Raw genomic sequence first — 25,749 nt, 5'->3', positions numbered from 1 at the left:
TAGCTCCCATGTGCAACATAACAGAGTTGCTTTCACTAATTCTCTTTGCGGCCTTCACTGCCGCAGCATCGCGAGCGGGCTTTCGTCAGCAGCGTTTCGCACAAGCACTTCGCTCTAGTGAGGCAGCCGTGTGGGCCGATATTTCCAAATGGCATCGCTGGCATGAAAACTCCGAACTCCATGAGTCCGCAGTGACTTTCTATATTTTGCAGGGTCTTTTTGTATCACTTCCTCAGCAAACTCTTGTCCAACAAGGTGCGCAGTGTCGTCGGTGGCACTTCGCATCCATTGTGGCTCTGGCACTGCTTGGTACTCACGCCTCAATCACTGAGGTCTTTGTACCGCTTTCATGTTTTTAGCAGGTATGGTCGGCATGAATGCCTTTTCGATGAAAATTAACCCGTCATTGCAGGGAACGGCGCCATGAAAATCGGGGCAAGGCTGGGTGGCCTCTTTGGCTTGCCTGGACCAAGCAGCAAAATGCTTTCAGGCTTAATCCCAACCCTGCTTTCCAGCGGGCCGGAAAAAGCTGCGCTTCTTCCGGCCGCTGCACTTGCACGTTAAACATGGTCGCGTTTGGGTGGAACTACATCGTTGCATTGCCATGTGCGGCGGGTTTACTAGTGGTGTTGATATTTGCAATGCGAGTCCATGCGCTGGCTCACGGTCTGTTGCCGAAACTCTCGGCTGTTGTTTGTTTGGTGTCTGGTCTAACAACAGTCGCTCTAATTGATTTGCCTTGGGTGAGCGAAGATTTACATCGCTCAGTTAGCTATTCGCTCGGAGTTATGGGGGCAGTTGCGTTGCCGTTTCTGACTGTCACTTTGGTTTTAGTCTCGGCACCGAATTTTGCAATCCAACCAGCATTTCGGAAACTTTTGGCGTGTGTATTGGCCGCAGCTTACGTTGCCGTGCTACCACCACTGGTTATGGCCGGCGCAATCTTTGGCTGCGCATGGTCCGGTGCTCCTTCATGCTTGTAGGTATTCATCTGACTCTGCGTTCCAGCGGATCGCTTTGCAGCGCACCGTAACCAACGCACACCCCCGGAGGACTCTCATGCCCACGCAACGCCCCCTGGACGATCTGCTCACCAACGCCCCGCGCCACCTCTTCTTCACCGGCAAGGGCGGCGTAGGCAAAACCTCGCTGGCCTGCGCGTGTGCGCTGCGCCTGGTGGACGCGGGCCGGCGCGTGCTGCTGGTGAGCACCGACCCGGCCTCCAACCTGGACGAGATGCTCGCCACGCCGCTGGGACGCCAGCCGCGGGACGTGGCCGGGGCGCCGGGGCTGCAGGCCATGAACATCGCCCCGGAAGCCGCGGCCGAGGCTTACCGGCAACGCGTGCTCGCGCAGATGGCCCCCGGCAGCACCGAGGCCGAGCGCGGCCAGGTGCGCGAGCAGCTCTCCGGCGCCTGCACCACCGAGATCGCGGCCTTCGACGAGTTCGTCGGCCTGCTCGCGGGCGATGCGCACGGCTTCGACCACGTCGTCTTCGACACCGCACCCACCGGCCACACGCTGCGGCTGCTGAGCCTGCCCAAGGCCTGGACCGGCTTCCTGGAAGGCAACGACCGCGGCGCGTCCTGCCTCGGCCCGCACTCGGGGCTGAAGATGCAGGAGGCGCGCTTTCGCGAAGCCATGCAGGCGCTGGGCGACGCCGCGCGCACGCGCGTGGTGCTGGTGACGCGGCCGGACGCGCCCGCGCTGCGCGAAGCCGCGCGCACCCGCGAGGAGCTGCTGGCGCTGGGCCTGGCGAACCAGTGGCTCGTCGTCAACGGCGTGTTCACCGAGGCGGCGCCGGGCGACGCGGTGGCCGCCGCGCTGCAGGCACAGCAGCACGCCGCCCTGCAAGCCATGCCCCCGGCGCTGGCGCCGCTGCCCATCAGCCACGTGCCGCTGCGCGGCTTCGACATGGTGGGATTGCCGGCGCTGCGCGCGCTGCTCAGCGACGGCGCGCCGCCCGCGCCGCCGGCCGCGCCCGCCTCGGACGGCGTGCCGGGCGTGCAGCCGCTGCACGCGCTGGCCGACGAGCTGGCGCGCCAGCCGCATGCGCTGGTGATGGTCATGGGCAAGGGCGGCGTGGGCAAGACGACCATCGCCGCCGCGCTGGCCGTGGCCCTGGCGCGCCGGGGCAAGTCGGTGCACCTCTCCACCACCGACCCTGCCGCCCACCTGGCCGCGACGCTGGAAGGCGCCAGCGTGCCGGGCCTGCGCGTGGACCGCATCGACCCGCACGCGGAGACGCAGCGCTACATCGACAAGGTGATGGCCACCAAGGGCCGCGACCTGGACGAGGCCGCGCGCGCCCTGATGCTGGAAGACCTGCGCTCGCCCTGCACCGAGGAGGTGGCGGTGTTCCACGCCTTCTCGCGCATCGTGTCGGAGGCGCGCGGCGCCTTCGTCATCCTGGACACCGCGCCCACGGGCCACACCCTGCTGCTCATGGACGCCACCGGCGCCTACCACCGGCAGATGCTGCGCGACTTCGAAGGCAGCACCGGCGCCCGCGTGGTGACGCCGCTGATGCGGCTGCAGGACGCGGACTACACCCGCATCGTGCTGGTGACGCTGCCCGAGACCACGCCGGTATCGGAAGCCGCCGCGCTGCAGGAGGATTTACAGCGCGCCCGCATCACGCCCTTTGCCTGGGTGGTCAACCGCAGCCTGGCCCCCGCGGGGACGACCTCGCCCGTGCTGGCCGGGCGCATCGCCGGGGAGCGGGTGCAACTGCGGCGCGTGGCCGACGGGCTGGCGCGGCGGACTTACGTGGTGCCGTGGTGCGCGCAGCCGCCCATTGGGGTGCGGGCGCTGGAGGGGCTGGATGCAGAGGACGCGCCGGCCGCCCGGTAGCCCATCAAGACCGGGTGAGCGGCGGCCTCACCCCCCCGACGCCGCCGCCAGCCCATTCTCGAAATGCGCCCGCATGAGCGCCTGCGCCTTGTCCGCATCCCGCGCCAGCAGCGCCTGCACCAGCGCGCGGTGCTCGCCCAGCGACTCGGCCACGCGCCCCTGGCGGAACAGCGAGTGGTGGCGGTTGAGCTTCATCACCTTGCGCAGGTCATTCACGATCTGGTTGCGCCAGCGGTTGCCCGCGATGTGCAGCAGCCGCGCATGGAACTCCTCGTTGGTGCGGAAGAAGGCATCGCGCTGCGCCTCCTGCGCCTCCAGCTGCTCGTGCAGCTTGGCCAGCTCGGCCAGCTCCGGGTCGGTCGCCTTGCGCGCCACCTCGCCCGCGGCGTCGCTCTCCAGCACGGCCAGCAGGTGATAGACCTGCGACACGTCCTGCGTGGACATCTCCGTCACGTAGGCGCCGCGGCGCAGCTTCATCGTCACCAGCCCTTCCACGGCCAGCACCTTCAGCGCCTCGCGCAGCGGCGTGCGGCTGATGCCCAGCGCCGACGTGAGCTTCTGCTCGTCGATCCAGCTCCCGGGCTCCAGCTCCCGGTTGAAGATCTGCTCGCGCAGCCGCTCGGCCACCTCCTGGTACAGCGGGCGTGCCCCAAGCGGCGCGCCCACGGCTTTGGCCGGGGCAGCCATCGATACAGCAGAGTTGGTGGCAGTGGCAGACATGTCGAACGCTTAAGTTGTATTTTGAATTATGCATCTTGTATGATGGATGGCAAGTCAGAACCTGCCCTTTGAGGAAGCACCCCCATGTCGTCCGCCCCCGAGTTCAATTCCGCCTCGCTGCAGCAATGGGCCCAGGCCGCCGCCAAGTCGGCGCCGGGTGGCGACGTGTCGTCGCTGACGTGGAACACGCCCGACGGCATCGCCGTCAAGCCGCTGTACACGTCGGCCGACCTGGAAGGGCTGAAGTTCACCGACACGCTGCCGGGCTTCGAGCCCTTCATCCGCGGCCCGCAGGCCACGATGTACGCGGTGCGGCCCTGGACCATCCGGCAGTACGCGGGCTTCTCGACGGCGGAAGAGTCCAACGCCTTCTATCGCAAGGCGCTGGCCGCGGGCGGCCAGGGCGTGTCGGTGGCGTTCGACCTGGCCACGCACCGTGGTTACGACAGCGACCATCCGCGCGTGACCGGCGACGTGGGCAAGGCCGGCGTGGCCATCGACTCGGTCGAGGACATGAAGATCCTGTTCGACGGCATCCCGCTGGACAAGGTCAGCGTCTCCATGACCATGAACGGCGCCGTGCTGCCCGTGCTCGCCGGCTACGTGGTGGCGGCCGAGGAACAGGGCGTGCCGCAGGACAAGCTCTCCGGGACCATACAGAACGACATCCTCAAGGAGTTCATGGTCCGCAACACCTACATCTATCCGCCTGAGCCCAGCATGCGGATCATCGGCGACATCATCGAGTACACGGCCAAGAACATGCCGAAGTTCAACTCGATCTCGATCTCCGGCTACCACATGCAGGAAGCCGGCGCCAACCAGGCGCTGGAGCTGGCCTTCACGCTGGCCGACGGCAAGGAGTATGTGAAGACCGCCATGGCCAAGGGCCTGGACGTGGACGAGTTCGCCGGGCGCCTCTCCTTCTTCTGGGCGATCGGCATGAATTTCTACCTGGAGATCGCCAAGATGCGCGCCGCGCGCCTCTTGTGGTGCCGGATCATGAAGGGCTTCAACGCCAAGAAGCCCAAGAGCCTGATGCTGCGCACCCACTGCCAGACCTCCGGCTGGAGCCTCACCGAGCAGGACCCGTACAACAACGTCGTCCGCACCACGATCGAGGCCATGGCCGCGGTGTTCGGCGGCACGCAGAGCCTGCACACCAACTCGCTGGACGAGGCCATCGCGCTGCCCACCGAGTTCTCCTCGCGCATCGCCCGCAACACGCAGCTCATCATCCAGGAAGAGACCCACATCACCAGCGTGGTGGACCCGTGGGCCGGCTCCTACATGATGGAGAAGCTCACGCAGGAAATGGCGGACAAGGCCTGGGCCATCATCGAGGAGGTCGAGGCCATGGGCGGCATGACCAAGGCCGTGGACAGCGGCTGGGCCAAGCTCAAGATCGAGGCCAGCGCCGCGGAGAAGCAGGCGCGCATCGACTCCGGCCGCGACGTGATCGTCGGCGTCAACAAGTACAAGCTGGCCAAGGAAGACCCGGTCGAAATTCTGGAGGTGGACAACGTCAAGGTGCGCGAGGCCCAGATCGCGCGGCTGCAAAGCATCAAGGCCACGCGAGAGGGCCAGAAGGTGCAGGCGGCTCTTGATGCCCTCACTGAAGCCGCGCGCAACAACAGCGGCAACCTCCTGGGCCTGGCCATCGAGGCCATCCGGCTGCGCGCCACCGTGGGCGAGGTCAGCGACGCGCTGGAAGTGGTGTTCGGCCGCCACCGCGCCGACATCCAGAAGGTCACCGGCGTGTACGCCGCGGCCTACGACAGCGCCGAGGGCTGGGACAAGCTGCGCGGCGAGATCGACGCCTTTGCGCAGGAAGCCGGCCGGCGCCCGCGCGTGATGATCGCCAAGCTGGGCCAGGACGGCCACGACCGCGGCGCCAAGGTGGTGGCCACCGCCTTCGCCGACCTGGGCTTCGACGTGGACATGGGGCCCCTCTTCCAGACGCCGGAAGAGTGCGCCCGCCAGGCCATCGAAAACGACGTGCACGCCGTGGGCATCTCCACGCTGGCCGCCGGCCACAAGACGCTGGTGCCGGCCATCATTGCCGAGCTCAGGAAGCAGGGCGCGGACGACATCATCGTCTTCGTCGGCGGCGTGATCCCGCAGCAGGACTACGGCTTCCTGTTCGATGCCGGCGTCAAGGGCGTGTACGGCCCGGGCACGCCGATTCCGGCCAGCGCCAAGGACGTGCTGGAGCAGATCCGCGCCGCCACCGGCCTCCAGGCCCCCGCTGCCGCCTGAGCCCAGCCCCGCCCAGTCCCTTCACCACCGTTCATAAAAGCAAGCCCGCCACCCCGGGATGCACCGCGGCCCCGGGAGGACTCGTCCTCCCGGAGGCCGCACCCTTCACCAACGCAACCGCACAGCCGCAGCAGTACATGAGCCTGTCCGACCAGGCCCTGGCCGAGGCCATCCTCGGCAACCCGGGCCCTGCGCAGCGCCGCGCCATCGCCAAGACCATCACGCTGCTCGAATCGACGCGCGCGGACCACCGCGTGCGCGCCGACGAGCTGCTCAACCAGTTGCTCGCGCACAGCGGGCGCTCGCTGCGCCTGGGCATCTCCGGCGTGCCGGGCGTGGGCAAGAGCACCTTCATCGAGGCGCTTGGGCTGTTCCTCATCGAGCAGGGGCACCGCGTGGCGGTGCTGGCCGTGGACCCGTCCTCCAGCGTCTCCGGCGGCTCCATCCTGGGCGACAAGACGCGCATGGAGCAGCTGTCCATGGACGAGCGCGCCTACATCCGGCCCTCCCCTTCCAGCGGCACGCTGGGCGGCGTGGCGGAGAAGACGCGCGAGTCGCTGCTGGTGTGCGAAGCCGCGGGCTACGACATCGTCATCGTCGAGACCGTGGGCGTGGGCCAGAGCGAGACGGCCGTGGCCAACATGACGGACATGTTCGTCCTGCTGCAACTGCCCAATGCCGGCGACGACCTGCAAGCCATCAAGAAGGGCGTGATGGAGCTGGCCGACCTGGTGGTGATCAACAAGGCCGACCTGGACGCCAACGCCGCCACGCGGGCGCGCGCGCAGATCACCAGCGCCTTGCGGCTCTTTGGCCAGCATGGCGACCCGCACCACGCGGCGCACGACCAAGCCTTGTGGCAGCCGCAGGTGCTGCAGCTCTCGGCGCTCAAGGCGCAGGGGCTGCCGGAGTTCTGGGCGGCGGTCGCCCGCTACCGCGAGCTGCAGGCGGCCAACGGCCGCTTCGCGGCGCGCCGCAACGACCAGGACCAGGCGTGGATGTGGGAACGCATAGACGCCGGCCTGAAGCAACGTTTCCGTCAGCACCCGGCCGTGCAGGCCGCGCTGCCGGTGCTCTCGCAACAGGTGCGCAGCGGCGAGGTCGCCGCCTCGGTGGCCGCGCGCCGGCTGCTGGAACTGTTCAACTGAATCAACCCGGCCGAATCAGACCGAAGTACGAGGAGAGGTACCCATGCACGACATCCAGCAGATGCTCGAAGACAAGCGCGCCAAGGCACGCCTGGGCGGCGGGCAGCGGCGCATCGACGCCCAGCACTCCAAGGGCAAGCTCACGGCGCGCGAGCGCATCGAGATGCTGTTCGACGAGGGCACGTTCGAAGAGTGGGACATGTTCGTGGAGCACCGCTGCGTCGACTTCGGCATGGCGGACAACAAGATCCCCGGCGACGGCGTGGTCACCGGCTACGGCATGATCAACGGCCGCCTGGTGTTCGTGTTCAGCCAGGACTTCACCGTGTTCGGCGGCGCGCTCTCCGAGGCCCACGCCGAGAAGATCTGCAAGATCATGGACCAAGCCATGAAGGTCGGCGCGCCCGTGATCGGCCTCAACGACTCCGGCGGCGCCCGCATCCAGGAAGGCGTGGCCTCCCTGGGCGGCTACGCCGATGTGTTCCAGCGCAACGTGATGGCCTCCGGCGTCATCCCGCAGATCAGCCTGATCATGGGCCCCTGCGCCGGCGGCGCCGTGTACTCGCCCGCCATGACCGACTTCATCTTCATGGTGAAGGACAGCTCGTACATGTTCGTCACCGGGCCCGAGGTGGTGAAGACCGTGACGCACGAAGAGGTCACGGCTGAAGAGCTGGGCGGCGCCTCGGCCCACACCAGCAAGAGCGGCGTGTGCGACCTGGCGTTCGAGAACGACGTCGAAGCCATCCTGATGCTTCGCCGTTTCTTCAACTACCTGCCCCTGAACAACAAGGAAAAGCCCCCGGTGCGCCCGTCGGGCGATCCGGCGCAGCGCCTGGACTACTCGCTCGACACCCTGGTGCCGGACAACCCCAACAAGCCCTACGACATCAAGGAGCTGATCTCCAAGGTGGTTGACGACGGCGACTTCTTCGAGCTGCAGCCCGACTACGCCGCCAACATCGTGGTGGGCTTCGCGCGCATGGATGGGCAAAGCGTGGGCATCGTCGCCAACAACCCGCTGGTGCTGGCCGGCTGCCTGGACATCAAGAGCTCCATCAAGGCCGCGCGCTTCGTGCGCTTCTGCGACGCCTTCAACATCCCCGTGGTGACCTTCGTGGACGTGCCCGGCTTCATGCCCGGCACGGCCCAGGAGTACGGCGGCATCATCAAGCACGGCGCCAAGCTGCTCTACGCCTACGCCGAGTGCACGGTGCCCAAGATCACCGTCATCACCCGCAAGGCCTACGGCGGCGCCTACGACGTGATGAGCTCCAAGCACCTGCGCGGCGACGTCAACTTTGCCTGGCCCAACGCCGAGATCGCGGTGATGGGTGCCAAGGGCGCGGTGGAGATCATCTTCCGCGAGGAGAAGGGCGACCCCGAAAAGCTCGCGGCCAAGGAAGCCGAGTACAAGGCCCGCTTCGCCAACCCCTTCGTGGCCGGCGCGCGCGGCTTCATCGACGACGTGATCCAGCCCCACGAGACGCGCAAGCGCATTTGCCGCTCGCTGGTGATGCTCAAGGACAAGCAGCTTGAGAACCCGTGGCGCAAGCACGGCAACATCCCGCTGTGATCAGGCCCCGAGGAGATAAGACGTCATGTTCAAGAAAATCCTGATCGCCAACCGCGGCGAGATCGCCTGCCGCGTCATCAAGGCGGCCAAGAAGATGGGCATCGCCACGGTGGCGGTGTACTCCGAGGCCGACAAGGACGCGCTGCACGTGGAGCTGGCCGACGAGGCCGTGCTGCTGGGCCCGGCCCCGTCGCGCGAGTCCTACCTGGTGGCCGACAAGATCATCGCCGCGTGCAAGCGCACCGGCGCCGAAGCCGTGCACCCGGGCTACGGCTTCCTGTCGGAAAACGAGGACTTCGCCCGCCGCGTGGAAGAGGAAGGCATCGCCTTCATCGGCCCAAAGCACTACTCCATCGCGGCCATGGGCGACAAGATCGCCTCCAAGAAGCTGGCCAAGGAAGCCCAGGTCAACACCATCCCCGGCTGGAACGACGCCATCGAGACGCCCGAGCAGGCCGTGTCCATCGCCAAGGACATCGGCTACCCGGTGATGATCAAGGCCAGCGCCGGCGGCGGCGGCAAGGGCCTGCGCGTGGCCTTCAACGACAAGGAAGCCTTCGAGGGCTTCTCCTCCTGCCGCAACGAGGCCCGCAACAGCTTCGGCGACGACCGCGTCTTCATCGAGAAGTTCGTGGAGGAGCCGCGCCACATCGAGATCCAGATCCTCGGTGACGCGCACGGCAACGTGGTCTACCTCAACGAGCGCGAGTGCTCCATCCAGCGCCGCCACCAGAAGGTGATCGAGGAAGCGCCCTCGCCCTTCATCTCCGACGAGACCCGCCGCGCCATGGGCGAGCAGGCCGTGGCCCTGGCCAAGGCCGTGAAGTACCAGAGCGCGGGCACGGTGGAGTTCGTGGTCGGCAAGGACCAGTCCTTCTACTTCCTGGAGATGAACACCCGGCTGCAGGTGGAGCACCCGGTGACGGAGTGCATCACCGGCCTGGACCTGGTGGAGCAGATGATCCGCGTGGCCGCGGGCGAGCCGCTGGCCTTCGGGCAGGCCGACGTCAAGCGCGACGGCTGGGCCATCGAGTGCCGCATCAACGCGGAAGACCCCTTCCGCAACTTCCTGCCCTCCACGGGCCGCCTGGTGCGCTTCCAGCCGCCGTGGCAGAACCTGGAAGCCTCCCAGCCCGGCGTGGCAGGCGGCGGCGTGCGCGTGGACACCGGCGTGCAGGAGGGTGGCGAGATCCCGATGTTCTACGACTCGATGATCGCCAAGCTCATCGTGCACGGGAAGGACCGGCTGGACGCCATCCAGAAGATGCGCGAGGCGCTCAACGGCTTCGTGATCCGCGGCATCTCCAGCAACATCCCCTTCCAGTCAGCGCTGCTGGCGCACCCGCAGTTCGTCGCGGGCGACTTCAACACCGGCTTCATTGCCGAGCACTATCCCAAGGGCTTCAACGCCTCGGACGTGCCGCACGAGGACCCGGACTTCCTGGTGGCCCTGGCCGCCGCGGCCAACCGCCGCTTCCTGGAGCGCTCGGCCGGCATCAGCGGCCAGCTCAAGGGCATGAGCGTGGGCATCGGCGAGGAGTTCACCGTCATCGTCAAGGGCCCGCAAGGCCAGAACCAGCACCGCAGCGTGACGGTGAAACCCAACGGCGTGCTGGCCGTCACGGTGGAAGGCAAGCGCTACGAGCTGGAGAAGGACTGGCGCATCGGCTCCATCCGCGCCAGCGGCGCCTGCAACGGCACGCCCTTCACGGCGCAGATCGAGCGCAAGGGCGTGTGGCTGCGCGTGGCGCACAACGGCCTGGTGATCGAGGCCATGGTGCTGTCGCCGCGCAGCGCCGAGCTGGCCAAGCTCATGCCCTACAAGGCGCCGCCCGACACCTCCAAGTTCCTGCTGTCGCCCATGCCGGGCCTGCTGGCGGACCTGCTGGTGCAGCCCGGGCAGCCCGTGCAGGCCGGCGAGCGCCTGGCCGTCATCGAGGCCATGAAGATGGAGAACATCCTCGTGGCCGCGCAGGACGGCGTGGTGGACGCCGTGATGGCCAGCAAGGGCGAGAGCCTGGCCGTGGACCAGCCCATCCTGAGGTTCAAGTGATGACTGCCGTGACTTCCAAGCCGTTCAGGATTCTCGGCATCCAGCAGATCGCCATCGGCGGGCCCGACAAAGGCAAGCTGAAGTCGCTGTGGGTGGACATGCTGGGGCTGCAGGTGAAAAGCACCTTCGTCTCCGAGCGTGAGAACGTGGACGAGGACATCTGCGCCTTGGGGCAAGGCCCGACCGCCGTCGAGGTGGACCTGATGCAGCCGCTGGACCCCGAGAAGAAGCCGGCCGTGCACGCCACGCCGCTGAACCACGTGGGCCTGTGGGTGGACGACCTGCCCAAGGCCGTGGAATGGATGGCGGCCAACGGCGTGCGCTTCGCCCCGGGCGGCATCCGCAAGGGTGCGGCGGGCTACGACATCTGCTTCATCCATCCCAAGGGCAACGAGGAGTTCCCCGTGGGCGGCGAAGGCGTGCTGATCGAGCTGGTCCAGGCCCCGCCGGACGTGGTCGCCGCGCTGGGCTGACGGCGGCCGGGGCGGCCGCGGCGGACTTTTGTTCCAGCCCGGCTTGGGCTGGACGAACAGCTTGCCAACGCTTGTAGGAGGCCCGCTTGCGGGCCGAATCCCCCACGGCCTCCGCCGTTCGGCTCGCAAACGGGCCTCCTGCAAGCCAGGCAAGCGCCCTGGCGCCGGCTGCGAAAATCGGCCTTTGTCTCCCCAACCGGAAGCACCCCCATGAGCACCAACGCCGAGTGGCAGCGCCGCAGCCTGGCCAGCCTCTGGCACCCCTGTACGCAGATGCAGCGCGCCGCGGCCGTGCCCCCGCTGCCCATGGTGCGCGGCCAGGGGCCGTGGCTGTTCGACGCCGAAGGCAAGCGCTACTTCGACGCGCTGAGCAGTTGGTGGGTCAACCTCTTCGGCCACGCCGATGCGCGCATCGCCGCGGCCCTCAAGGACCAGCTCGACACCCTGCCGCACGTGATGCTGGCCGGGTGCACGCACGCGCCGGCCGTGGAGCTGGCCGAGCGCCTTGCCGCGCGCACCGGCGGCGCGCTGGGCCATGCCTTCTTCGCCAGCGACGGCGCCTCGGCCGTCGAGATCGCGCTGAAGATGAGCTTTCACGCTTGGCGCAACCGCGGGCTCGCGGACAAGCAGGAGTTCGTCTGCGTCAGGCAGGGCTACCACGGCGAGACGCTGGGCGCGCTGGCCGTGACGGACGTGAAGGTGTTCCGCGACGCCTACGACCCGCTGCTGCTGCGCGCGCACCAGGTCGGCTCGCCGGACGCGCGCCAGGCCCGCGCGGGCGAGACGGCGGCCGACGTGGCCGCGCGCGCCGCGGCGGAGGTGCAGGCGCTGTTCCAGGCGCGCGCCGGCCGCATCGCCGCCCTCATCGTCGAGCCGCTGGTGCAGGGCGCCGCGGGCATGGCGATGCACGACGTGTCGTACCTGAAGGCGCTGCGCGCGCTGTGCACGCGCTTCAACGTGCACCTCATCGCCGACGAGATCGCCGTGGGCTGCGGGCGCACGGGCAGCTTCTTCGCCTCGGAACAGGCGCTGCCGGTGGGCACCTCGGACGCCGACCGCCGGGCGGCGTGGCCGGACTTCATCACGCTGTCCAAGGGCATCAGCGGCGGCTTCCTGCCGCTGTCGCTGGTGCTGAGCACGGACGAGGTCTACGCCGCCTTCCTGGACGAGGACGTGGCCCGCGGCTTCCTGCACTCCCACTCCTACACCGGCAACGCCCTGGCCTGCCGCGCCGCGCTGGCGGTGCTGGACCGCTTCGAGCAGGACGACGTGCTGGCGCGCAACGCCGCGCAGGCCGAGGTGCTCACCGCCTCGCTTCAACCCTTGTGGCAGAACGACCCCCGGGTGGAACACCCCCGGCGCTGCGGCATGATCTGGGCCTTCGACGTGAAGGCCGAACACGCCGGCGGCAACTTCGCCGAGCGTTTCCATCTGGCGGGGCGGCAACGCGAGCTGCTGATCCGCCCCATAGGCCGCACGGTGTACCTCATGCCGCCTTACGTGCTGGACGAAACCCTGTCGCCCTGGCTGGCGCAACAGGTGATGGCCACGCTGCAGGACGTGCTGGACCAACCCGATGCTGATCGCACACATCAACCGCCAACTGCTTGAGCTGGACGCCGCGGCGCTGCGCCGCCGCCTGCGCGTGGCCGAATCGCCCTGCGATCCGCTGCAAGCCTTCGAGGGCGAGCATGGCGGCCAGGCGCTGCTGGCCTTCTGCAGCAACGACTACCTGGGCCTGGCCCACCACGGCGCCCTGGCGCAGGCCATGGCCGAGGGCGCGCGGCTGTGGGGCACCGGCAGCGGCGCCTCGCACCTGGTCAGCGGCCACATGCGGCCGCACGCGCAGGTGGAAGACCTCGTCGCCCGCTGGTTCGCGCCACACATCCCGCACGCCCGCGCGCTGCTGATGTGCAGCGGCTACATGGCCAACCTGGCGCTGACCACGGCGCTGGGCGACGGCAGCGCCACGCTCTTTTGCGACAAGCTCAACCACGCCTCGCTCATCGACGGCGCGCGGCTGGCCGACGCCGAGGTGAAGCGCTACGCCCACGGCCGGCTGGACGTGCTGGCGCAGCAGCTCGCCGCGTGCACGACGCCGCTCAAGCTCATCGTGACGGACGCCGTCTTCAGCATGGACGGCGACATCGCCGACCTGCCGGCGCTCCTGAAGCTGGCCGAGGCGCACGACGCCTGGCTGATCCTGGACGACGCCCACGGCCTGGGCGTGCTGGGCGAGCACGGCCACGGCGCGCTGGAGCATTTCAAGCTGCACAGCGAGCGGCTGATCTGCATGGGCACGCTGGGCAAGGCGGCGGGCGTGTCCGGCGCCTTCGTGGCGGCGCACCCGGCCATCATCGAATGGCTGATCCAGAAGGCCCGCAGCTTCATCTACACCACGGCCATGCCGCCGGCGGTGGCGCACACCATCCTGGCCAGCCTCAAGCTGATCGAAAGCCCGGAAGGGCGCGCCCGCCGCGCGCGGCTGCTTGGGCTGATCGAGCAACTGCGCACCGGCTTGCGGGCGCTGCTGGCCGCGCAGCCGGGGTGGACGCTGGGCGAGAGCGCCACGGCCATCCAGCCGCTCATCGTGGGCGACAACGAGACGGCCCTGCGCCTGTCCGCCACGCTGCGCCAGCAAGGCATTTACGTGCCCGCCATGCGCCCGCCCACGGTGCCGCAAGGCACGGCGCGGCTGCGCATCACGCTCAGCGCCGCGCACACGCCGGCGCAGGTGCAGCGGCTGCTGCTGGCGCTGGCCCAGGCCATGGGAGAACCGGCATGAGCGTGGACATTGCCAATACCACCAACGCCGGCGCCGGCGGCCTGCGCGGCTGCTTCGTCACGGGCACGGACACGGGCGTGGGCAAGTCCCACGTCAGCGCCGCGCTGCTGCACTGGTTGACGGCGCGCGGCCACAAGGCGGCCGGCTACAAGCCCGTGGCGTCCGGCCTGGACGCGGGCCCGGACGGGCGGCTGTTCAACGAGGACGTGGAGGCGCTGCGCCGCGCCGGCAGCGTGCCGCTGCCCGCCTCGCTCATCGGCCCCTGCCAGCTCAAGACGGCCTGCGCCCCGCACATCGCCGCCGAGATCGACGGCGTGGCCATCGACCGCGTCGCGCTGCTGCGCGGCGCGCAGGCCGTGGCCCAGCACGTGGACTACCTCGTGGTGGAGGGCGCCGGCGGCCTGGTGATCCCCTTGGGCGCCGACTGGGACAGCACCCAGCTCATGGGCGCGCTGCACCTGCCGGTGGTGCTGGTGGTGGGCCTGCGGCTGGGCTGCCTGAACCACGCCATCCTCACCGCCGACGGTTTGCACCAGCGCCGGCTGGGCCTGGCCGGCTGGGTGGCCAACGTGATCGATCCGGACATGCCACACCTGCAGCGCAACGTGCAGACGCTGCGCCATGAGCTGGACCGCCGTTACCAGTCGCCCTGCCTGGGTGTCGTCCCTTTCTTGACCAAACCCCAACCCGCCGCCGTTGCCCAGCACCTGGACGGCACCGCGCTGCAGGCCCTTTTCGGCCTGGAGTGACAATCGACCCTTTGTCGGAACACCTCCGAACACCTCCGGAAAGCAGTAACGAAGCCATGAGCACCGTCGCCACCATCTCCGTCGAATCCCTGCGCCGCACGGCTCCCGTTGAAAAGAAGCCGGGCCGCTGGTCGGTGGCGGACGTGCAGGCCCTGTACGACCTGCCCTTCATGGCGCTGATGTTCAAGGCCCAGCAGGTGCACCGCGAGCACTTCGACCCCAGCGAGGTGCAGCTCTCCACGCTGCTGAGCATCAAGACCGGCGGCTGCGCCGAGGACTGCGGCTACTGCCCGCAGTCGGCGCACTTCGACACGGGCGTGGAGGCGTCCAAGCTCATGTCCATCTCCGAGGTGCTGGGCGCGGCCCAGGCCGCCAAGGACCAGGGTGCCTCGCGCTTCTGCATGGGCGCGGCGTGGCGCAGCCCCAAGGAGCGCGACATGGAGCGCGTGACCGAGATGGTGCGCGGCGTGCGCAGCCTGGGCCTGGAGACCTGCATGACGCTGGGCATGCTGGACAAGGAGCAGGCGACGCAGCTCAAGGACGCCGGCCTCGACTACTACAACCACAACCTCGACACCTCGCCGGACAACTACAACAACATCATCCACACGCGCACCTACCAGGACCGGCTGGACACCCTCTCCAACGTGCGCGACGCCGGCATCAACGTGTGCTGCGGCGGCATCGTGGGCATGGGCGAGACGCGCGAGCAGCGCGCCGGGATGATCGCCGAGCTGGCCAACCTGGAGCCCTACCCCGAGTCCGTGCCCATCAACAACCTGGTGCCCGTGCCGGGCACGCCGCTGGCCGGCAGCGAGCCGCTGGACCCGTTCGAGTTCGTCCGCACCATCGCCGTGGCGCGCATCACCATGCCCACCACCATGGTCCGCCTCTCGGCCGGCCGCGAGGACATGGACGAGGCGCTGCAGGCCCTGTGCTTCATGGCCGGCGCCAACTCCATCTTCTACGGCGAGCGGCTGCTGACCACGGCCAACCCGCAGGCCGAGAAGGACCGGAAGCTGTTCCAGCGCCTGCAACTCAAACCCCAGGGCCAGCGCCCCGAGGTGCAGGCGCACGTGGACGTGTCCGCCGCGGTCGCCAAATGAGTGCCTTGCTGGCGCCGCGCGAGGCGGTGGCGCCCTTCGTCGACCTGGAGTTCCTGCAGCAGGACCCCTATCCCGCCTACGCGCGGCTGCGCGAGGCGGGAGCGCTGCTGTGGAGCAATGAATTCTTCGGCGGCGCCTGGCTGCTCACGCGCCACGCGGACGTGGAATCCGCCCTGCGCGACCCGCGCCTGTCGGCCCGCCGCACGGGCGGCTGGGTGATGCGCGCGGCCGAGCCGCAGGGCCGCGACGAGCTCACGCCCATGCAGCGGCTGTTCACGCGCTGCCTGCCCTTCCTGGACGCGCCGGACCACACGCGGCTGCGCAAGGTGCTGCAGCCGGCCTTCCGGCCGGACCGCATCCAGGCGCTCAAGCCCGTGACGCAGGCGCTCATCGACGAGCTGCTGGACGAGGCGGGCGACGAGTTCGACTTCATGGAGGCCATCGCCCGCCCGCTGCCCGCGCGCGTGATCGCCAAGCTCATGGACGTGGACAGCGCCATCTACGCCGACTTCACGGCCTGGAGCGAGGACATCGCCGCCTTCCTGGGCGCGGTGAACCCGACGCAGGCGCAGGTGCGCGCCGCGCAGCGCAGCGTGGTGGCGCTGGCCGGCTACTTCGAACGCGAGCTGCTGCCCGCGCGCCGCCAGCACCCGGGCGACGACCTGGTGAGCCTGCTGCTCGCCGCCCAGGCCGACGGCCAGGTGGAGGACGGCGCCGAGCTGCTGGCGCAGTGCGCCATGCTGCTGTTCGCCGGCTACGAGACCACCCGCCACCTGCTGGGCAACGCCGTGCACGCGCTGCTGACGCACCGCGCCCAATGGGAACGCCTGTGCGAGCAGCCGGAGCTGCTGCCCAACGCCGTGCGCGAGCTGCTGCGCCACGACACCCCGGTGCAATGGAGCGGCCGGCGCGTGATGGCGGACTTCACGCTGCACGGGCAGCGGCTCCAGCGGGGCGAGCTGGTGCTGGCCATGATCGGCGCCGCCAACCGCGACCCGGCGCGGCATGAGATGCCGGAGCTGCTGGACGTGGCCCGCGCCAACCCGGGCGCGCTGTCGTTCGGCACCGGGCCGCATGTGTGCCTGGGCGCTTCACTGACCCAGCTCGAAACCCAGACGGTGCTCGGAGCGCTTTTGAAGAGGCGGCCGGGGCTGAAATTGAATGGGGTTTCAGTGAGGACGCAGAGTCCGTTGTACCGGGGGTTTGTGAGATTGCCGGTGGCGGGGTGAGCCCCAGGCACCGCCCTTATCTCATCCATCCCATGGACGAAGAAAAGGCCGCAACAAGCGGCCTTTTTTGTGGATTTTTGCCTGCACCACAAAATATACCCACAAGCCACCACAAACCCTGCCTGGGTTTCTAGAGCCGAATATGATCAATGACTTTCGTTCAAAACGCTTATCATTGAAAGCAGCAAATATTATCAATAAAACCTTCAGGTACAATATTTGCTCTTATAAATTAGCAACCAATATCCGTTCTTGAACGCACCCGCCCTGCCATGAAAACCAAGCCCACTCGCCGCTTTGTCCAGTCCTTGCTTTCACTGGCTTTCGCTTCCGTTCTCACTGCCTGCGCCACCAGCACGGCCCCCGGCGCCGTGGGCATTCAGCGCCAGCAGTTATTGATCGTCCCGGCCGAGACGGTGAATGCCGAAGCCGCCCAGGGGTTCAAGCAGCTCTCCTCCACTGCCAGCAGCAAGGGCAAGCTCAACAACGACCCGGCCCTCACGCGCCGCGTGCGTGACATAGGCAACCGGCTCATACGCGAGGCCCCGGTATTCCGCCCCGATGCGGCGCAGTGGGCCTGGGAAATCAATGTTTTTGATTCGGACGAGGTCAATGCCTTTTGCGCCCCGGGCGGGAAAATCGGCGTCTTCACCGGCCTGGTGCGCAAGCTGCAATTGACCGACGACGAATTGGCCGCCGTCATGGGCCATGAAATCGCCCACGCGCTGCGCGAGCATTCGCGCGAGCAGGTTTCCCAGCAAACCGTGTCCGGCGCCGTCGTCGAAGGCTTGGCGGCCGCGTCGCCCAACAACGCCGGCATCGTCGGCACCCTGGGCAATGCCGGGGCGCAGCTTTTCCTGCACCTGCCCTTCTCGCGCGACATGGAATTGGAAGCCGACGTCATGGGCCTGGAGCTCATGGCCCGCGCCGGCTACGACCCGCGCCAGGCGCCGCAGGTCTGGAAAAAGATGCAGCGCCTCTCCGGCGGCCAGGAGCCCGTGCAGTTCTTCAGCACCCACCCCAACAGCGCCAACCGCATCGCCGCCCTGGAAGCCAACGTGCCCAAAGTGCTGCCGCTGTATGAGGCGCGGGTGGGACGGCCGCTTTCCCGCTGAGGTGCCGCTGAGCAGTGGTCCGCCGCATCGCGCGGCGGCATTTCAATTCACCGGCCCGCCAGTTTCCTGATCAATCGCTTCAACCCAGTCCCGACACTTTTCATGGACGCGGCCGCGGTGTTCCCCCGGGCCCGAATGCCTTCCCCCCAGCCCTGCATCCACTCCTTGGCCATGGGCGAGCCCACGGGATAAGGACACTCGCTGTTCACCACCTGCCCGGCCAAGAATCCCTCATTCCACACCGCATTCCTCTTTTTCGACAAAACCACTGCTTTCAAAATTCACCCTGATTTTTTCCGACGTCCATGGCCCGCTTGTTTCTCGGGCTGTCCCGACGTCGCCGTGCCGCCTCTTCGGCCATCTGGGCCGTTTGTTGATCTGCAGCAAGGTGTTTTGCCGGTATTTCTCACGGTGCGGGACCGTCAAGGGGCTGTGATTTGTGCAGCATTGCCGGGTTCATGACCGGCAGGCCCACGGGCCCCGGCCCGGCCTATATTGCTGGCCCCATCTCCCAAGTCGATCGAAAGGACAGGACCATGCTTCAACTCGTGGGCATGCTGGATTCGCCCTACGTCCGCCGCACGGCGGTGTCGCTGCAAATGCTTGGGCTGCGCTTCGAGCACCGGCCGCTGTCGGTGTTCCGCCACTACGACGAGTTCCGCAAGATCAACCCCGTCGTGCGCGTGCCCACGCTGGTGAGCGAGGACGGCGTGGTGCTGTCCGACTCCACGCTCATCCTGGACTACGCCGAATCCCTAGCCCACCCGCGCAGCCTCATGCCCACGGACCTGCTGGCGCGCCAGCAGGCGCTGCACGTGCTGGGCCTGGCGCTGGCGGCGGGCGACAAGAGCGTCGCCCTGTTCTACGAGCGCAACCTGCGCCCGCCGGAGAAGCAGCACGAGCCCTGGGCCGGGCGCATCGCCGAGCAGGTCCGCGCCGCCTACGCCGCCCTGGACCAGCATTTCCAGCAGCACCCGCCCAAGGCGGACGGCGACACGCTGCCGCAGCCCGCCCTCAGCACTGCCGTGTTCTGGCACTTCACCCAGCGCGCCCTGCCGGGCCTGGTGCCGCCCGCGGACTGCCCGGCGTTGGCCGCCCTGTCCGACCTGGCCGAGGCGCTGCCCGCCTTCCGCGCCGCGCCGCACGGCGAGGACGCCGTGCGGGCGCAGGGCTGAGGCCCGCTTCCCATTCGCTGTCGGCCAATCCTTCTGGCCGGGCCAACAGTTGCAGAAAGCAACGGCCTCGCGACGGCACCGGTGCAAGGCCGATGCCGTTGCGCTTAAACGAGGCTGAAACGCGGCGGCGACGGCAGCCGCCGAAACGCCAGCATCGCGACGGCCACCCGCCACGCGGGCCTCTTCCTTGCTGACACCCGGGTGTCGCCCCGGGTCTGCATGCTGGGGAAAAGGATGCGTCGTGAGACCGGCCTTCATGTTTGCCACAGGCATCGAAAACTCCTGTCCCACCATAGACGGCGGCCGCACGCGCCGGGACGAGATGGACGCCTGCGGCCACTACGCGCGCTGGAAGCAGGACTTCGACTGCGTGCAGGAGCTTGGCCTGTGGTTCCTGCGCTATGGGCCGCCCATACACCGCACCTGGCTCGGCCCCGGGCGCTGCGACTGGTCCTTCGCGGACCTGGCCTTCAACGACCTGGCGGCGCGGGACATCGTGCCCATCGTGGACCTCTGCCATTTCGGCGTGCCGGACTGGCTGGGCAACTTCCAGAACCCCGATTTCCCCGAGCTGTTCGCGGGCTACGCCAGCGCGTTTGCCCGCCGCTTCCCGTGGGTGCAGCTCTACACGCCGGTGAACGAGATGTTCATCTGCGCGCTGTTCTCCGCCGCCTACGGCTGGTGGAACGAGCAACTGCGCAGCGACCGCGCCTTCGTCACGGCGCTCAAGCACGTCGTCAAGGCCAACGTGCTGGCCATGCGGGCCATCCTCGACGTGCGCCCGGATGCCCTCTTCATCCAGAGCGAATCGTCCGAGTACTTCCACGCCGACAACCCGCGGGCCATCGGCCCGGCGGAAGTGCTCAATGCCCGCCGCTTCCTGTCGCTGGACCTCAACTACGGCCGCCGTGTGGACTCGCAGATGTACGAGTACCTGCTGGACAACGGCATGACGCGCGAGGAATACCACTTCTTCATCGGCCAGGCCCTCAAGCACCACTGCATCATGGGCAACGACTACTACGTCACCAACGAGCACCGCGTCTGGGAGGACGGCCGCACCGCCGCGGCCGGCGAGGTGTTCGGCTACGACGAGCTCACACGGCAGTACTACGACCGCTACCGCCTGCCGGTCATGCACACCGAGACCAACCTCGCCCAGGGCGCCAAGGGCGACGAGGCCGTCTACTGGCTGTGGAAGGAATGGGCCAACGTGCTGCGGCTGCGCAACGACGGCGTGCCCATCCTGGGCTTCACCTGGTATTCGCTCACCGACCAGGTGGACTGGGACACGGCGCTGCGCGAGGTCAACGGCCGCGCCAACCCGCTTGGGCTGTACGACCTGGACCGCAAGATCCGGCCCGTCGGCCAGGCCTACCAGAAGCTCATCGCCGACTGGCGCGAGGTGCTGCCGACCCAGAGCGTGTGCCTGCGCGTGCCCGTGGTGCGGCCGCGGCACTACGCGCAGGCCTGCGGCGCCGCTGGCGAGCATGCGGACGCGCCGGCCGCGGGGGCCCGCACGCCCACCGAACCACACAACCTGCAAGGAGGCTGAACATGCGCTTCCAGGACAAGGTCGCCATCGTTACGGGCGCAGCCAGCGGCATCGGCCTGGCCGTGGCCCGCCGCCTGGGCCAGGACGGGGCGCGCGTGCTCGTCGCCGACCTGGATGCCGCCAAGGCCGAGGCGGCCGTGCAGCAGTTGCGCGGCGACGGCGTGGCCGACGCCCTGGCCCACGCCTGCGACGTGGCACAAGAAGACCAGGTGGCCGCCACCGTGCAGGCGGCGCTGCAGCGCTGGGGACGGCTGGACATCGTGGTCAACAACGCCGGGCTGATGGTGTTCAAGCCGCTGCAGGAGCACACGGCCGAGGACTGGATGCGCGTGCTGCACGTGGACCTCATGGGCGCCTTCTTCTTCACGCGGCAGGCCTTCGAGCACATGCGCGCGGGCGGCGCCATCGTCAACGTGTCCAGCATCCACGCCGAGGAGACCACGCCACTGGTGGCGTCCTACGCGGCGGCCAAGGCCGCGCTGCTGTCGCTCACGCGCTCCACCGCCATCGAGGGCAAGGCCAGGGGCATCCGCGCCAACGCCATCCTGCCCGGCGCCGTGGACACGCCGATGCTCTGGGACAACCCGAACCTGAAGGCGGGCATAGAGACCGTCAACCGCGCCGACGTCGGCCGGCCGCAGGACATCGCCGCGGCCGTGGCCTTTCTCGCCTCCGACGACGCCGCCTTCGTGCAGGGCGCGGCGCTGCGCGTGGACGGCGGGCGGCTGGACCGCCTGTAGTAGCCCCCCCGCCCCCGCCCCCGCTCCCGCGGCAAGGGTCAGCGCGCGAACCTGCGCGCGCCGGCCACGCAGCCTATGACGGCCACCGCGGCCACCTGCATCAGCCAGGTCACCTGCTCGTGCAGCAGCAGCGCGGCCAGCGTGAGGCCGAAGAAGGGCTGCAGCAGCTGCAACTGCGACACGGCGGCCACGCCGCCCTGGGCCAGGCCCCGGTACCAGAACACGAAGCCCACCAGCATGCTGAACACCGACACGTAACCCAGGCCCAACCACGCCGGCGCCCGTATGCCTTCCAGCGACGCCGGCGCCGTGAGCCAGGCCAGGGGCAGCATCACCGGCAGCGACAGCACCAGCGCCCAGGAAATCACCTGCCAGCCGCCCAGGCGGGCCGTCAGCCGCGCGCCCTCGGCATAACCCAGCCCGCAGGCCACGATGGCGGCCAGCATCAGCGCGTCGCCCACCGGGGCCGCGTCAACGCCCTGCACCAGCGCATAGCCCGCGATCAGCCCGCTGCCCAGCATCGAGAACAACCAGAAGGCCCTGCGCGGCCGCTCCCCGCCGCGCAGCACCGCGAAGACGGCGGTGGCCAGCGGCAAGGCGCCGATGAACACCATGGCGTGCGCCGAGGTGATGTGCTGCAAGGCCAGGGCCGTGAGCAGCGGAAAGGCGACGACGCAGCCCAAGGCCACCAGCGCCAGCGGCACGAGGTCCTGCCCGGCCGGGCGGCGCTGCCGCCACGCCAGCAGCAAGGCGCCGCCCAGCAGCGCGGCGAGCACGGCCCGCGCGCCGGTGAGAAACACCGGGTCGAAAGCGCCCACCGCCAGCCGCGTCGCCGGCAGCGAGCCGCTGAAGATCACCACCCCTGCCAGGCCGTTCAGCCAGCCACGCGTCGTCCGTTCCACTCGAAGCTCCTTCAACAGCCTCGTTTATGGCTTCGAGGGGCCCCGCTCACCAGGGACAATGGCATACGGTTTGAAGAAACTGTTATGCCACACCATCCCATACAGATTGAGGCGGACGCGGCCACCGCCACGCGCGCCGGCACCCGCATCGCCGACGTGATGCAGGCCATACGCGGGCGCATCGCCGCGCGCAGCCTGACGCCGGGCGAGAAGCTGCCCTCCATACGTGCGCTGGCCGCGTCCATGCAACTGTCCACGTCCACCGTGGTCGAGGCCTACGAGCGCCTGTGCGCGGAGGGCGTGATCCGCTCGCGCCCCGGGTCGGGCTTCTTCGTGGCCGGGGCGCTGGCGCCGCTGTCCATGGCCGAGATCGGCCCGCGGCTGGACCGCGCGGTCGATCCGTTCTGGGTGTCGCGCCAGGCGCTGCAAGCCCAGGACGGGATGCTCACGCCGGGCTGCGGCTGGCTGCCGCCGCACTGGCTGCCGCAGGAGGCGCTGCGCCGCGGCCTGCGGGAACTGGCCCGCGCCGACGACGCCGCCCTGGCCGACTACGCCTCGCCGCAGGGCCTGCCGGCCCTGCGGCAGTGGCTCGCGCGCCGGCTGGCCGAGCGCGGCGTGGAGGCCAGTGCCGACCAGTTGCTGCTCACCGACTCCGGCACGCAGGCCATCGACCTGGTGTGCCGCTTCCTGATCGATCCAGGCGACACGGTGCTGGTGGACGACCCCTGCTACTTCAATTTCCTCGCGGTCCTGCGCGCCCACAGGGCCCGCATCGTGGGCATCCCCCACACGCCCACGGGCCCCGACGTGGAGCACTTCGCCCGCGCCGTGGCCGAGCATGCGCCGCGGCTGTACCTGACCAACGCGGCCATCCACAACCCCACCGGCGCCACGCTGTCGCCGGTGACGGCGCACCGAATCTTGAAGATCGCCGACGAGGCCCGGCTGACCATCGTGGAGGACGAGGTCTTCGCCGACCTGGAGACCGAACCCGCCCCGCGGCTGGCCGCCTTCGACGGCCTGCAGCGCGTGGTGCAGGTCGGCAGCTTCTCCAAGACGCTGTCCGCCGCGGCGCGGGTGGGATTCGTCGCCGTGCGGCGCGACTGGGTGGAGGGCCTGGTGGACCTGAAGATCGCCACCAGCTTCGGCAGCGGCCACCTGTCGTCCGCCCTGGTGCTCAACGTGCTCCGGGACGGCCACTACCGCAAGCACGTGGAGGGGCTGCGCGTGCGCCTCGCGCGCGCCATGCTGGAGGTGGGCTCGCGGCTGCAGGAACTGGGCATCGAGCCCTGGCTGCAGCCCAAGGCGGGCCTCTTCCTGTGGTGCAGGCTGCCGCCGGGCACGGACGCCGCCGCGCTGTCACAGGCCGCGCTGGCGCAGGGCATCATCCTGGCCCCCGGCAACGTGTTCAGCCCCTCGCAGTCGGCCCATGAATTCATGCGGTTCAACGCCGCACAGTCGTTGGACGACCGGCTGTTCAACTTCCTGCGCAAGGCCCTGGGCAGCGCGCGCGGGCCAGCGGGCTGAGCCTGGGCCTCAAACTCCCGGCATGGAGTACCCCGTTTTCGTGATCGCCCTCGGCGCCGTGCTCGCCGGCTTCGTGCAGGGCCTGTCGGGCTTTGCCTTCGGCATGGTGTCCATGTCCATTTGGGCCTGGACGGTGGAGCCGCGCCTGGCCGCGGTGCTGGCCGTGTTCGGCGGGCTGACCGGCCAGGTGATCGCGGCGGTGACCGTGCGCCGCGGCTTTGACGGGCGGCGGCTGGCGCCTTTCGTCATCGGCGGCCTGCTGGGCCTGCCGTTGGGGCTGTGGCTGCTGCCGCGGCTGGACGTTGCGCTGTTCAAGGCGCTGCTGGGGACGCTGCTGGTCACCTGGTGCCCCTTGATGCTGGTGGGCACGCGGCTGCCGCGCATAGAGGCCGGCGGCCGGCTGGGCGACGGCGCGGCCGGTGCGCTCGGCGGGCTGCTGGGTGCCCTGGGCGGCTTCACGGGCGCGATTCCGACGCTGTGGTGCACGCTGCGCGGCTTCGACAAGGACGCCCAACGCGCCGTGATCCAGAACTTCAACCTCGGCATGCTGGCCGTGACCTTCGCCAGCTACGTGGGCGGAGGCATGGTCACGCTGCGCATGCTGCCGATGCTGGCGCTCGTCGCGGCCGCCGTGCTGGTGCCCGTGCTGCTGGGCGCGCGGGTCTACGTGGGCCTGAGCGAAGCGGCGTTCCGGCGCGTCGTGATGGTGCTGCTGACGCTGGCGGGCATCGCGCTGCTGGCCTCGGCGCTGCCGGTACTGTGGCGGCGCTGAGCTGGCGCGCTCACCCTTCGCCGCCCGCGCCGCACGGCGGGATGAGCGCCTCCCAGTAGGGCGGCGTGCCGAAGGTCTTCTGCAGGCACTGCACGAAGGCGCGCAGCTTGGCCGAGGTGCGCCGCCCTTCCGGATGGGCCACGTAGATGGACTCGGCCGCGGCCCGCAGGCCCACGTCGATCACGCGCAGGGCGCCGCTGCGGATCGCGTCGCCGGCAATGAAGGTGGGCAGCAATGCGATGCCCATCCCGGCCACGGCCGCGTCGCGCATGACGTCGCCGTTGTTGACGCGCAGGCCCACGCCGGCGCGCACCACCTGCACGCCCTGCGAACCTTCCAGGCGCCAGTCCGCCGCGCCACGGTTGACGTAGAAGATGCCGCGGTGGCGCTGCAACTCCTGCGGCGAGCCGGGCGTGCCGTGGCGCTCCAGGTAGGCGGGGGCGGCCACCAGCAGGCGCCGGCTCGGCGCCAGCTCCCAGGCCACCAGCCGCGAGTCCTGCAGCGCGCCGTGGCGCACCACGGCATCGAAGCTGTCGGCGGCGGCATCGACGCGCCGGTCATCGAGCTCCAGCGTCAGCTCCAGCTCCGGGTGCTGCGCCAGGAAGGGATAGAGCGCGGGGCCGAGATGCATGCGGCCAAAGGTGACCGGCGCCGAGACCCGCAAGGGGCCGGAGAGGGTGCCGCGCCGCTGCGCCATGTCGGCCGTGGCTTCTTCCACTTCGCGCACGATGCGTGCGGCCCGCTCCAGGAAGGCCGCCCCGTCCTCGGTCAGGCTGAGCTTGCGGGTGGTGCGATGCAGCAGCGGGGCGCCCAGGGTGCGCTCCACTTCGGCCAGCCTTTCGCTGACCACTGACTTCGACAGCCCCAGCCGCCGCGCCGCCTCGCTGATGGAGCCCGCCTCGGCCACCACCACGAAACTGGCCAGTCCATCGAGCTTCAGCATCGTTCGGTCGTTCCGGAAAACAAGTCCATTTTTCGCACTCTATTCCGAACGCCCCTGGCCGGACACACG

The 25,749-nt window shown here is 69.0% G+C and carries 21 protein-coding genes; 18 read left to right on the top strand and 3 right to left on the bottom strand.

Annotated features, from left to right (window positions below; all coding sequences use genetic code 11):
* On the top strand, positions 1–359 hold a 359-nt coding region (locus ALA01S_RS34375; RefSeq protein WP_218011431.1), incomplete at its 5' end, for a hypothetical protein.
* Positions 360–1,059: 700 nt separating this feature from the next.
* Positions 1,060–2,853: an arsenical pump-driving ATPase gene (gene arsA, locus ALA01S_RS05635; RefSeq protein ID WP_066333249.1), complete on the top strand. Its 1,794-nt coding sequence runs from the start codon at positions 1,060–1,062 to the stop codon at positions 2,851–2,853.
* Between the two features lie 27 nt (positions 2,854–2,880).
* Here the strand turns inward: arsA and ALA01S_RS05630 are convergent, their stop codons facing one another.
* The gene (locus ALA01S_RS05630) at positions 2,881–3,540 is read right to left on the bottom strand and encodes a GntR family transcriptional regulator (protein WP_066333247.1); all 660 of its coding nucleotides are present in this window, start codon (positions 3,538–3,540) and stop codon (positions 2,881–2,883) included.
* Between the two features lie 117 nt (positions 3,541–3,657).
* Here ALA01S_RS05630 and scpA point away from each other — a divergent pair, with 117 nt between their 5' ends.
* The 14 genes from scpA (at position 3,658) to ALA01S_RS05555 (ending at position 21,536) form a co-directional block, all read left to right on the top strand.
* On the top strand, positions 3,658–5,832 hold the full coding sequence (gene scpA / locus ALA01S_RS05625; protein WP_066333245.1) for a methylmalonyl-CoA mutase: 2,175 nt from the start codon (positions 3,658–3,660) through the stop codon (positions 5,830–5,832).
* 137 nt (positions 5,833–5,969) lie between these two features.
* Positions 5,970–6,980 (top strand): methylmalonyl Co-A mutase-associated GTPase MeaB, encoded by a 1,011-nt coding sequence (gene meaB / locus ALA01S_RS05620; protein ID WP_066333242.1) that lies wholly within the window; start codon positions 5,970–5,972, stop codon positions 6,978–6,980.
* 43 nt (positions 6,981–7,023) lie between these two features.
* Positions 7,024–8,556: an acyl-CoA carboxylase subunit beta gene (locus tag ALA01S_RS05615; RefSeq protein ID WP_066333239.1), complete on the top strand. Its 1,533-nt coding sequence runs from the start codon at positions 7,024–7,026 to the stop codon at positions 8,554–8,556.
* A 25-nt stretch (positions 8,557–8,581) separates the two neighbouring features.
* Positions 8,582–10,609 (top strand): acetyl-CoA carboxylase biotin carboxylase subunit, encoded by a 2,028-nt coding sequence (accC, locus tag ALA01S_RS05610; RefSeq protein ID WP_066333236.1) that lies wholly within the window; start codon positions 8,582–8,584, stop codon positions 10,607–10,609.
* Positions 10,609–11,082, top strand: coding sequence for a VOC family protein (locus tag ALA01S_RS05605; protein WP_218011430.1), 474 nt, complete (start codon positions 10,609–10,611; stop codon positions 11,080–11,082). The genes accC and ALA01S_RS05605 overlap by 1 nt, the downstream gene beginning before the upstream one ends.
* Positions 11,083–11,292: 210 nt before the next feature.
* Complete coding sequence (gene bioA / locus ALA01S_RS05600; RefSeq protein ID WP_084267251.1) at positions 11,293–12,693, top strand: adenosylmethionine--8-amino-7-oxononanoate transaminase; 1,401 nt, start codon at positions 11,293–11,295, stop codon at positions 12,691–12,693.
* The gene (gene bioF, locus ALA01S_RS05595) at positions 12,659–13,867 is read left to right on the top strand and encodes an 8-amino-7-oxononanoate synthase (protein ID WP_066333225.1); all 1,209 of its coding nucleotides are present in this window, start codon (positions 12,659–12,661) and stop codon (positions 13,865–13,867) included. The genes bioA and bioF overlap by 35 nt, the downstream gene beginning before the upstream one ends.
* The gene (gene bioD, locus ALA01S_RS05590) at positions 13,864–14,616 is read left to right on the top strand and encodes a dethiobiotin synthase (RefSeq protein ID WP_066333222.1); all 753 of its coding nucleotides are present in this window, start codon (positions 13,864–13,866) and stop codon (positions 14,614–14,616) included. The genes bioF and bioD overlap by 4 nt, the downstream gene beginning before the upstream one ends.
* A 56-nt stretch (positions 14,617–14,672) precedes the next feature.
* Positions 14,673–15,722: a biotin synthase BioB gene (bioB, locus tag ALA01S_RS05585; protein ID WP_066333218.1), complete on the top strand. Its 1,050-nt coding sequence runs from the start codon at positions 14,673–14,675 to the stop codon at positions 15,720–15,722.
* The gene (locus tag ALA01S_RS05580) at positions 15,719–16,951 is read left to right on the top strand and encodes a cytochrome P450 (protein ID WP_066333216.1); all 1,233 of its coding nucleotides are present in this window, start codon (positions 15,719–15,721) and stop codon (positions 16,949–16,951) included. Before bioB ends, ALA01S_RS05580 begins: the two co-directional genes overlap by 4 nt.
* Positions 16,952–17,223: 272 nt before the next feature.
* Positions 17,224–18,066 (top strand): M48 family metallopeptidase, encoded by an 843-nt coding sequence (locus tag ALA01S_RS05575; protein ID WP_066333214.1) that lies wholly within the window; start codon positions 17,224–17,226, stop codon positions 18,064–18,066.
* A 536-nt stretch (positions 18,067–18,602) separates the two neighbouring features.
* Positions 18,603–19,241 (top strand): glutathione S-transferase family protein, encoded by a 639-nt coding sequence (locus tag ALA01S_RS05565; protein ID WP_066333210.1) that lies wholly within the window; start codon positions 18,603–18,605, stop codon positions 19,239–19,241.
* A gap of 256 nt (positions 19,242–19,497) precedes the next feature.
* Entirely contained in the window at positions 19,498–20,796 is a 1,299-nt protein-coding gene (locus ALA01S_RS05560) for a family 1 glycosylhydrolase (RefSeq protein WP_084267250.1), read from the top strand.
* A gap of 2 nt (positions 20,797–20,798) precedes the next feature.
* A complete protein-coding gene (locus ALA01S_RS05555; protein ID WP_066333208.1) occupies positions 20,799–21,536 on the top strand; it encodes an SDR family NAD(P)-dependent oxidoreductase in 738 nt (245 codons plus the stop codon).
* 38 nt (positions 21,537–21,574) lie between these two features.
* Here ALA01S_RS05555 and ALA01S_RS05550 read toward each other — a convergent pair whose 3' ends face one another.
* Positions 21,575–22,438 carry a DMT family transporter gene (locus ALA01S_RS05550; protein ID WP_066333206.1) on the bottom strand — a complete coding sequence of 288 codons (864 nt, stop codon included), beginning with the start codon at positions 22,436–22,438 and terminating at the stop codon, positions 21,575–21,577.
* Between the two features lie 84 nt (positions 22,439–22,522).
* On the opposite strand from ALA01S_RS05550, the gene ALA01S_RS05545 reads away from it, so the two are divergent.
* Both ALA01S_RS05545 and ALA01S_RS05540 read left to right on the top strand, forming a co-directional pair.
* Positions 22,523–23,965, top strand: coding sequence for an aminotransferase-like domain-containing protein (locus ALA01S_RS05545; protein ID WP_066333204.1), 1,443 nt, complete (start codon positions 22,523–22,525; stop codon positions 23,963–23,965).
* 22 nt (positions 23,966–23,987) lie between these two features.
* A complete protein-coding gene (locus ALA01S_RS05540) occupies positions 23,988–24,737 on the top strand; it encodes a sulfite exporter TauE/SafE family protein (RefSeq protein WP_066333201.1) in 750 nt (249 codons plus the stop codon).
* 10 nt (positions 24,738–24,747) lie between these two features.
* On the opposite strand, the gene ALA01S_RS05535 is transcribed toward ALA01S_RS05540, so the two are convergent.
* Positions 24,748–25,680, bottom strand: coding sequence for a LysR family transcriptional regulator (locus ALA01S_RS05535; RefSeq protein WP_066333199.1), 933 nt, complete (start codon positions 25,678–25,680; stop codon positions 24,748–24,750).
* Positions 25,681–25,749 lie beyond the last annotated feature (69 nt).

It is taken from the genome of Azohydromonas lata NBRC 102462 (genome assembly GCF_001571085.1).
Taxonomy (GTDB): domain Bacteria; phylum Pseudomonadota; class Gammaproteobacteria; order Burkholderiales; family Burkholderiaceae_C; genus Azohydromonas; species Azohydromonas lata.
This window is presented reverse-complemented; position numbering and strand designations above follow the sequence as displayed.

Bases quoted from the DNA above. Each gene is read 5' to 3' on its own strand.
- ALA01S_RS05565 (WP_066333210.1), top strand. From the start codon at position 18,603: ATGCTTCAACTCGTGGGCATGCTGGATTCGCCCTACGTCCGCCGCACG.
- accC (WP_066333236.1), top strand. From the start codon at position 8,582: ATGTTCAAGAAAATCCTGATCGCCAACCGCGGCGAGATCGCCTGCCGC.
- bioD (WP_066333222.1), top strand. From the start codon at position 13,864: ATGAGCGTGGACATTGCCAATACCACCAACGCCGGCGCCGGCGGCCTG.
- ALA01S_RS05545 (WP_066333204.1), top strand. From the start codon at position 22,523: ATGCCACACCATCCCATACAGATTGAGGCGGACGCGGCCACCGCCACG.
- ALA01S_RS05540 (WP_066333201.1), top strand. From the start codon at position 23,988: ATGGAGTACCCCGTTTTCGTGATCGCCCTCGGCGCCGTGCTCGCCGGC.
- ALA01S_RS05630 (WP_066333247.1), bottom strand. From the start codon at position 3,540: ATGGCTGCCCCGGCCAAAGCCGTGGGCGCGCCGCTTGGGGCACGCCCG.
- ALA01S_RS05535 (WP_066333199.1), bottom strand. From the start codon at position 25,680: ATGCTGAAGCTCGATGGACTGGCCAGTTTCGTGGTGGTGGCCGAGGCG.
- scpA (WP_066333245.1), top strand. From the start codon at position 3,658: ATGTCGTCCGCCCCCGAGTTCAATTCCGCCTCGCTGCAGCAATGGGCC.
- ALA01S_RS05575 (WP_066333214.1), top strand. From the start codon at position 17,224: ATGAAAACCAAGCCCACTCGCCGCTTTGTCCAGTCCTTGCTTTCACTG.
- bioA (WP_084267251.1), top strand. From the start codon at position 11,293: ATGAGCACCAACGCCGAGTGGCAGCGCCGCAGCCTGGCCAGCCTCTGG.
- ALA01S_RS05560 (WP_084267250.1), top strand. From the start codon at position 19,498: ATGTTTGCCACAGGCATCGAAAACTCCTGTCCCACCATAGACGGCGGC.
- arsA (WP_066333249.1), top strand. From the start codon at position 1,060: ATGCCCACGCAACGCCCCCTGGACGATCTGCTCACCAACGCCCCGCGC.
- bioB (WP_066333218.1), top strand. From the start codon at position 14,673: ATGAGCACCGTCGCCACCATCTCCGTCGAATCCCTGCGCCGCACGGCT.
- ALA01S_RS05555 (WP_066333208.1), top strand. From the start codon at position 20,799: ATGCGCTTCCAGGACAAGGTCGCCATCGTTACGGGCGCAGCCAGCGGC.
- bioF (WP_066333225.1), top strand. From the start codon at position 12,659: ATGCTGATCGCACACATCAACCGCCAACTGCTTGAGCTGGACGCCGCG.
- ALA01S_RS05615 (WP_066333239.1), top strand. From the start codon at position 7,024: ATGCACGACATCCAGCAGATGCTCGAAGACAAGCGCGCCAAGGCACGC.
- meaB (WP_066333242.1), top strand. From the start codon at position 5,970: ATGAGCCTGTCCGACCAGGCCCTGGCCGAGGCCATCCTCGGCAACCCG.
- ALA01S_RS05580 (WP_066333216.1), top strand. From the start codon at position 15,719: ATGAGTGCCTTGCTGGCGCCGCGCGAGGCGGTGGCGCCCTTCGTCGAC.
- ALA01S_RS05605 (WP_218011430.1), top strand. From the start codon at position 10,609: ATGACTGCCGTGACTTCCAAGCCGTTCAGGATTCTCGGCATCCAGCAG.